This is a genomic window from Pigmentiphaga daeguensis, assembly GCF_039523035.1.
Lineage (GTDB): Bacteria > Pseudomonadota > Gammaproteobacteria > Burkholderiales > Burkholderiaceae_B > Pigmentiphaga > Pigmentiphaga daeguensis.
Genome location: NZ_BAAAEN010000006.1, coordinates 250,043 through 257,278 on the forward strand (window position 1 = coordinate 250,043; position 7,236 = coordinate 257,278).

7 protein-coding genes are annotated in these 7,236 nt (G+C 64.2%); 3 read left to right on the forward strand and 4 right to left on the reverse strand.

Going from position 1 to position 7,236, the window contains the following annotated elements; all coding sequences use genetic code 11:
* Positions 1-4: 4 nt before the first annotated feature.
* From ABD104_RS10955 to ABD104_RS10970, 4 genes are read right to left on the reverse strand one after another with little or no spacing between them, the layout of a single operon-like run.
* A complete protein-coding gene (locus ABD104_RS10955) occupies positions 5-871 on the reverse strand; it encodes an ABC transporter permease (RefSeq protein ID WP_087836764.1) in 867 nt (288 codons plus the stop codon).
* Entirely contained in the window at positions 861-1,700 is an 840-nt protein-coding gene (locus ABD104_RS10960) for an ABC transporter ATP-binding protein (protein WP_217896286.1), read from the reverse strand. The genes ABD104_RS10955 and ABD104_RS10960 overlap by 11 nt, the downstream gene beginning before the upstream one ends.
* On the reverse strand, positions 1,681-2,829 hold the full coding sequence (locus ABD104_RS10965) for an NADH:flavin oxidoreductase/NADH oxidase (RefSeq protein WP_087836765.1): 1,149 nt from the start codon (positions 2,827-2,829) through the stop codon (positions 1,681-1,683). Before ABD104_RS10965 ends, ABD104_RS10960 begins: the two co-directional genes overlap by 20 nt.
* 25 nt (positions 2,830-2,854) lie before the next feature.
* A complete protein-coding gene (locus ABD104_RS10970; RefSeq protein ID WP_132979444.1) occupies positions 2,855-3,052 on the reverse strand; it encodes a hypothetical protein in 198 nt (65 codons plus the stop codon).
* 292 nt (positions 3,053-3,344) lie between these two features.
* On the opposite strand from ABD104_RS10970, the gene ABD104_RS10975 reads away from it, so the two are divergent.
* The 3 genes from ABD104_RS10975 (at position 3,345) to ABD104_RS10985 (ending at position 6,676) form a co-directional block, all read left to right on the forward strand.
* Entirely contained in the window at positions 3,345-4,607 is a 1,263-nt protein-coding gene (locus tag ABD104_RS10975) for a Rieske 2Fe-2S domain-containing protein (RefSeq protein WP_070401332.1), read from the forward strand.
* Positions 4,608-4,689: 82 nt separating this feature from the next.
* Positions 4,690-5,664, forward strand: coding sequence for a Bug family tripartite tricarboxylate transporter substrate binding protein (locus ABD104_RS10980; RefSeq protein ID WP_343927520.1), 975 nt, complete (start codon positions 4,690-4,692; stop codon positions 5,662-5,664).
* A 52-nt stretch (positions 5,665-5,716) separates the two neighbouring features.
* Positions 5,717-6,676 carry a LysR family transcriptional regulator gene (locus ABD104_RS10985; RefSeq protein ID WP_070401330.1) on the forward strand — a complete coding sequence of 320 codons (960 nt, stop codon included), beginning with the start codon at positions 5,717-5,719 and terminating at the stop codon, positions 6,674-6,676.
* The last annotated feature ends 560 nt before the right edge of the window (positions 6,677-7,236 follow it).

Below are 7,236 nucleotides of genomic sequence, written 5' to 3' on the forward strand. Positions count from 1 at the left end.
TCCGTCAGTGTCCGCCATTCTCCAGATCGTTCTGGCCACGCGTCGCCCACGTCGTGGTGCGCTTTTCGATGGCGGCCGCGATGGTGTACATCGCGATGCCCATGACACTGGTCACGATCAACCCGGCAAATACCAGCGGCACGTCGAAACTGGCGGAAGCCGCCATCATCAAATGGCCGATCCCATGCTCGGAGGACACCGTTTCCGCGGTGATGCTGCCGACGAAGGCCACGGTGATCGCGATCTTGAGCGAGGCGAAGAAATACGGCATGGCACGCGGCAGCCCGACCTTGCGCACGATGTCCAGCGGGCGCGCGCCCAACGCGCGCAACACGTCGCGCTGCTCCGGCTCGATGGTGGCGATGCCGGTTGCGACGTTGACCACGATGGGAAAGAAGCTGATGGCAAATGCGGTGATGATGGCGGGTACGGTATTGACGCCGAACCACAGTACCAGCACCGGCACCAGCGCGACCTTGGGAATGCTGTTGAACGCCACGAGCAGAGGATAGAGCCCGCGGTAGACCAGCGTGGACGCCCCGATGGCGACTCCGGTGACGATGCCGAGCACGACGGCGAAAGCGAACCCTATTGTCGTGGACACCAGGGTGTGTCCGGCGTCGACCAGCAGCGGCTCCCACCACTTGATCATGCCCTGGGCGATGGCCGAGGGCGGCGGCAATACGAAATCCGCGATGCCAAGGCCGCGAACCGCAGCTTCCCAAACCAGGAAGAACCCCAGGATGACCAGCCATGGCAGCACACGCTCCAGGCGGCGCCGGCGTTTCAGCGCAGCCGCGCGCGCGGCGGCCCGGCTGCTGCGCGTGGCTCGACGCACCTCGTTGATAGGCAAGGCATTGTCACGCTGCATGTTCGACCTCTTCAAGACTGTCTTGCCGGCCACGCGCGACTTCGATGGCTTCGCGCAATTCATGGACCAGGGCATTGAATTCAGGCGAGAACGTATCCTCGCGCCTGCGCGGACGGGGGAACGGCACCACGTGCTCGGCGATCACCCGGCCCGGGCGTGACGACATGACCACCACCCTGTCGGCCAGGTAGACCGCCTCCCGCAGATCGTGCGTAACCAGCATCACCGTAGGGCGCCGGGCCATCCAGACGTTCTGCAGGACCGACCACAGGTCCTCGCGCGTGAAGATATCCAGGGCGGCGAACGGTTCGTCCAGCATCAACAGCGCCGGCTCGTGGATCAGCGCCCGGCACAGCGACGCCCGCTGCTGCATGCCGCCCGACAATTGATGCGGCAGCTTGGCGCCGAACCCGCCCAGCCCGACCAGTTCGAGCAGCTCCTGCGCCTTGGCCACGTAGTCGGCCTTGTGGGCGCGCAGGCGGCTGCGATGCCCGGTCGCGACTTCGAGCGGCAGCATGACATTGTCGAGAATCGTGCGCCACGGCAGCAGCGTGGGATTCTGGAACGCCATGCCGACGATCGACAGCGGCTGGTCCACTTCCTTGCCATCGATGATCACACCGCCGTCGGTCGGCAGCCATAGGCCGCTCATCAATCGCATCAGGGTCGACTTCCCGCATCCCGACGGCCCCACCACCGCGACCAGTTCGCCGCGGTTGACGGTCATGTTCAGATTCTCGAGTGCAAGCGTGCCGTCGACCCCGCCGTAATGCATGGAGACGTCATACAGTTCGGCAAAGGGACGGCCTTCAGGAGACGGGCTGTTCATGGGTGGATGTCCTGGAAAGTTCAAGGGTTTCTTCGCGCTTCTGCAGCCACCACGCGTAGTTCTGCGGCAGCAGTTCGTGCGGCCGCGCCAGGCCCAGCTCGCGCGCCGCGTGCGCCGCCCAGTTCGGGTTCCACATCATCTCGCGCGCCAGCGCCACCAGGTCGCAGTCGCCCGCCTGCAGATAGCCTTCGGCCTGCCGCGCCTCACGGATCAAGCCCACGGCCATGGTGGGGATGCCCACCTCCTTGCGGATGCGCCGCGCGAACGGCACGTGGTAGCCCGGCACGCGCGGCACCACATGCAGCGTGAGCGGACCGTCGATCCCGCCCGACGAGCAATCGAACATGTCCACCCCGCGCTCCTTCAGCCGGCCCGCCAGCACGATCGTGTCCTCCAGGCTCCAGATGCCGCCGCGGCCATCCACGCACGACCCGCGGAAGAACAGCGGCCGGTCGGCCGGCCACGCAGCCCGGACCGCCTCGATCAGCTCCAGGCCGAAGCGCATGCGTCCTTCGATGTCGCCGCCGTAGCCATCGGTGCGATGGTTGGTGATCGGCGACAGGAACTGCTGGATGATGTAGCCGTGCGCACCGTGTATCTCGCAGATGTCGAAGCCCGCGTCCAACGAACGCTTGGCCGCATCGACGTGCGCCTGGATCACCGCCCGGATGTCGTCGCGATCCATTTCCTTGGGCACCATCGCCCCTTCCTTGAACGGAATGGGGCTGGGAGCCAGGCCTGACCAGGGCGGGCGGCCCTGGGCGGCGTCCGCCTCCCCCAGCGGCGAGAAGCCCTCCCACGGCGCCCGCGTCGCCACCTTGCGGCCTGCATGGCCCAGCTGGATGGCGCTGACCGTACCCTGCTCGCGCAGGAAATCGGTAATGCGGCGCCAGGCCTTGGCCTGTGCATCGGTGTAGATGCCCGGGCAGTCGTAGGTCTTGCGCGAGCGCTGGGAGACCGAGGTCTCTTCGCAGAAGACGATGCCGGCGCCGCCCAGCGCGAACTTGCCCAGGTGCACCAGGTGCCAGTCGGTGGGGCAGCCATCGACCGACTTGTACTGCGACATCGGCGACACGACGATACGGTTGCGTGCCGTCACGCCCCGCAGCGTCAAGGGTTGGAACAACATCGGAACGTCCGTGTCCGGACCTTGGTCAGGAGAAAGGTTTCTGTTGCTGCAGTATGCACGGCTCGTACGACGGGCTACCGGGATGGATTCCAAGGCTTTCGCACTTGTGCTGGTATTCCTCGGCGCTCCATTCGTCGAGCGTGTCGCACGCGGAGAGCAGTGCCGACGAAGCAAGAGCCGCCGCCATCAAAGTCAAGCGCCGGGGCCGGTCGGTAAGCAACATTTCCTTCTCCTTTTAAGGGCGGGATGAGTGGGGCTGCGATCCCGTGTCTCCGGGCTGGGTCGATATCTTTAGGTTATCACCGATCCGAAGATGGCTCTATTGAGCCGGATCCGGGCACAGTACGATACCGGCCACCGCATCACCGCATCACCGCATCACTGCGCCACTGCGTCACCGCGCCACTGAGTTACGCAGCATCACCCGGCAGGTGCCACGTGACACGGGCAACGGGTCACAGGCTATTTCGCCGCATGACGCATGGCCAGGGTGGCATCGGAACAAGGAATCGAGCATGCGTTTCGAAGAAAACATCACACTGACTCACATCGACCAGGGCACGCCCATGGGCGACTTGCTGCGCCAATTCTGGCTGCCCGCCCTGTTGTCGGAGGAACTGCCGGAGAACGACGGCCCGCCGCTGCGGGTGACGCTGTTGGGCGAAGAGCTGGTGGCCTTCCGGGATACCGACGGCAAGGTCGGATTGCTGAGCGCCTATTGCCCCCATCGCCGCGCCGAGCTCTATCTGGGACGCAACGAAGGGTCGGGCCTACGCTGTGCGTATCACGGCTGGAAGTTCGATGTCCGCGGCCAGTGCGTCGATATCCCGACCGATGCCTGTGGGCCGGAGGTCTTGAAGCGGATGGGCACCACCGCGTACGAAACCCGGGAGCACGGCGGCATCGTCTGGGCCTACATGGGCCCGGCGCAGCCGCCCGCCGACGTGCCCGAGCTCGACTTCTGCCGGGTCGCGCCCGAGCAGCGCTATGTCTCGAAATGCCTCATGAAGTGCAACTACCTGCAGGCGCTCGAGGGCAGCATCGATTATTCCCATATCTCGTTCCTGCACAAGGATCTCGAAGGGGGCACGGGCAAGGCGGACACCTTCGGGCTGGGCGAGATGATCAAGTATTCCGAAGACGACGGACGCCCCACGATTTTCTGTGACCGGGTCGAGCATGGCCTGCAGATTGCCGCGCGCCGCGAAGCCGGCGCCGACGCCTACTATTGGCGCATTGCCCGCTGGTTCATGCCTGTCATCGTGGTGGTGCCGACCGCGCCGGGCAATGTGTGCCGGGCCAATATTTTCGTTCCCATCGACGACGAAAACTGCTGGTGGTATCGCATCCGCTGGCATGCGGAACGCGCGCTGACGGAGCAGGAGATCGAAGGCTACAAGCACGGCGCATTCGATTATGCCGAGCTGGTTCCGGGGACTTATCTGCCCAAGGGGACCCGGGAGAACGATTATCTGCAGGACAGGGCCGAGCAGCGCACCCGGTCGTTCACGGGCATTCCCAGCGCGCAGTTGCAGGACCTGGCGATCCAGGAAAGCCAGGGGCGCATTCACGACCGCAGCCGCGAGCGGCTGGTCAAGACCGATCTTCCCATCGTGCAATGCCGCCGGTCGCTGTTGCAGGCCGCCGACGAGCTGGTCAAGGGCAATGCGCCAGCCCTGGCTTCCCGGCCCCAGGCGTATCGCGGCAGGGCGTACGCAATCACCCGGCCCCGGAATGTGGAGCTGGCGCGGATCCGTGAAGAACTGGCCAACGAATAAATAGCGGTTTTAATAGCGGTTTTTCGGAGGGCGGCGGCCGGGGATTTCCCGCCGCCGCTTCGATCATTCCTGAGGAGACAATATGTTCATGCGGACCTTATCCTGTTTGATGGTTTCATTCGCCGCGATCTGGCCGGCGGCTTTCGCGCACGCGCAATCGTATCCGACGGGGCCGATCACGATCGTCGCGCCGTTCCCGGCCGGCGGCACGCCGGACCTGGTGGCCAGGGTGATCGCCGATAAGGCCTCATCCATCATGGGGGTGCCCATGGTGGTGGAAGCCAAGCCCGGCGGGCAAAGCATTACCGGCACCACCACCGTCGCCAACGCGCGCCCCGACGGGCACACCTGGCTGCTGGCGACGCTGAGCTTCGTGACGAGCCCGGTGCTGGTCAAGGGCGTCAGCTGGGATCCCGTCAAGAGCTTTCGCGGGATCGCGCAGCTTGCCACGGCGCCCGTGGTCGCGGTCGTGCCCGCGTCGCTGGGCGTGACCACATTGCGCGATTTCGTGGCCAAAGCCAAGCAGGCGCCGGGGGAATTGAACTATCTCATGCCCGGGGTCGGCACTTCCATGCATTTGAATACCGAAATGCTGAAGAAGTCGGCCGGCATCGACCTGTTCGCCATCCCTTATAAAGGCACGCCGCTGGGCATGCCCGAGCTGCTCAAAGGCAAGCTGTCTTTCGCCATGCTGCCCCTGAGCACTGCGCTGCCTTACCTGAAAGACGGTAAACTGACTGCGCTCGCGGTAGTCGCCCCCGAGCGGGTCAGCGAGATTCCGGATGTCCCCACCCTGAAGGAAGCCGGATTCCCCGAGGCCCAGGTATTGTCGTGGTACGCGATGGTGGCGCCGGCCGGCACGCCGGACGAAGCGGTCGCCGTGGCCAACAAAGCCTTGAACCAGGCGATCGCCGACCCGGGTGTCAAGCAGCGCTTGCGGGACCTTGGTGTGTACGTGACGCAGTCCAATACAGCCGCGCAAACCGACACCCTGCTGCGCGGCGAGGCCGAGCGCTGGAAGCAGACCCTGAGAGCCATGAACCTTCAGGCCCAATAGCCGGAAGGGGCGGCCTGGCCAGTGCGGTCGCGTATTTTCGGGAAGAATCGAATTGACGCTTCAGCAGCTGCGGGATTTCGTTCTGGCCGTCGAGCACGGCAGCCTGCGGCGTGCCGCCTTGCATGGCCAGCAAAGCCAGGTTTCGCTGACCAAGTCCATCAAGCGGCTGGAAATTTCCCTGGGCACTGAGCTGCTGGTCAGGAACTCGCGCGGCATTACCCTGACACCCAGCGGCGAGCACCTGCTTCCGCGGGCGCGGCTGATTCTTTCCGAGGTGGCCCGGGTCGAAACCGAGGCGTCCATGAAAATGCAGGGGCGGCCCGTCGTCTCGATCGGCGCCTCGCCGCTGGCCGCGCTGGTGGTGGCGCCGCCCGCGCTCGAAGAATTCCGGGGGCGGCACGGGGACGTCATGGTCCGGTGCCGCAATGGCCCGTATTCCGAATTGCTGGCCGCCTTGATGGCGGGGACCGTCGAATTCATCATCTGTCCGGTTTTCGATGCGATCCTGGACGATTCCCTGGCGGTCGATGTGCTTTCCAGCCATCAGTCCGTCATTGTGGCCAGGGCTTCGAACCCGCTCAGGCATGCGACCCGCCTGAGCGAGCTTGCCGACGCCGAATGGATCGTCAACGGTCCGCTGGACCGCGGCGGCTCCAGCCTTGCGCAAATGTTCCGGAGATACGGGCTGGGCGGCCCCAGGGTCGCCATGCATTGCGACTCGTTTGTCGACGCGATCGCGCATGTGAAGCGCTCCGACCTGTTGTCGCTGTGCCCGCCCTGTCTGGAGGCGCTGGACGTCGCGGACAAGGTGGCGATCGTCGATATCCAGGAAAAACCGCCCACGCAGACCATATTGTTGATCCGCCACAAGCACAGGGTGTTGTCCAGGCACGCGTTCACGCTGTACGAGATCGTCCGCAAAGCGGGCGCGGGCCAGCCGACGGCACCCGCCGCGGACGATGGTGAAAAAAACCCGGCCGGCGCTAATCAAGTCCACGCCAGAGACCATTAAAGATAGAGCACCAGGATCTCGCGTCAGGATGGGAAATCCTGGTCGGCGGAAGTTTTCTTTTCCGGAGAGTTTCCTCGCTGAGCTACCCGGGGAGCGTACGGCGGGTGGTGTGGATGAGTTTGCCGTTGTGCATGGGATCGCAGGCCGGGTTGATGATGTCACGCTCCGGGATGTGCAATGACGCCCAACACGGATACGGAGGCCAACGTCTTTGCTCGACATAAGGCGACAGTATCGCATGGATACACAATTGTGTATCCAAAAAATCGCACCCGTCGCATAAGTCCTAAGTTGTGCGACAGCTTGCCACCTGTCATTTTCAGAAGACGACTGCACCAGTTGATTGGGCGTAATGGCTGTTGTGCAGCCAGCTCCTGACAGTTCAATATCAGAAGTGATCTGCACCAATCTCGACTATGCTCAATACTCGTGTGCACCAAAGCGAGGTGAGCATGGCGACGGAGGCTCTGTTGCAAAGATTGGCGGCAGTCAGAGGTAGGCTGTCGCTCTGCGCCGATCAGGCGGCTGCTGCGAAATGGTGGTTGAGCATGCCCATGGCC

Excerpts from the sequence above, each read along its gene's own strand:
- ABD104_RS10975 (WP_070401332.1), top strand. The coding sequence starts at position 3,345 with ATGCGTTTCGAAGAAAACATCACACTGACTCACATCGACCAGGGCACG.
- ABD104_RS10955 (WP_087836764.1), bottom strand. The coding sequence starts at position 871 with ATGCAGCGTGACAATGCCTTGCCTATCAACGAGGTGCGTCGAGCCACG.
- ABD104_RS10980 (WP_343927520.1), top strand. The coding sequence starts at position 4,690 with ATGTTCATGCGGACCTTATCCTGTTTGATGGTTTCATTCGCCGCGATC.
- ABD104_RS10970 (WP_132979444.1), bottom strand. The coding sequence starts at position 3,052 with ATGTTGCTTACCGACCGGCCCCGGCGCTTGACTTTGATGGCGGCGGCT.
- ABD104_RS10965 (WP_087836765.1), bottom strand. The coding sequence starts at position 2,829 with ATGTTGTTCCAACCCTTGACGCTGCGGGGCGTGACGGCACGCAACCGT.
- ABD104_RS10960 (WP_217896286.1), bottom strand. The coding sequence starts at position 1,700 with ATGAACAGCCCGTCTCCTGAAGGCCGTCCCTTTGCCGAACTGTATGAC.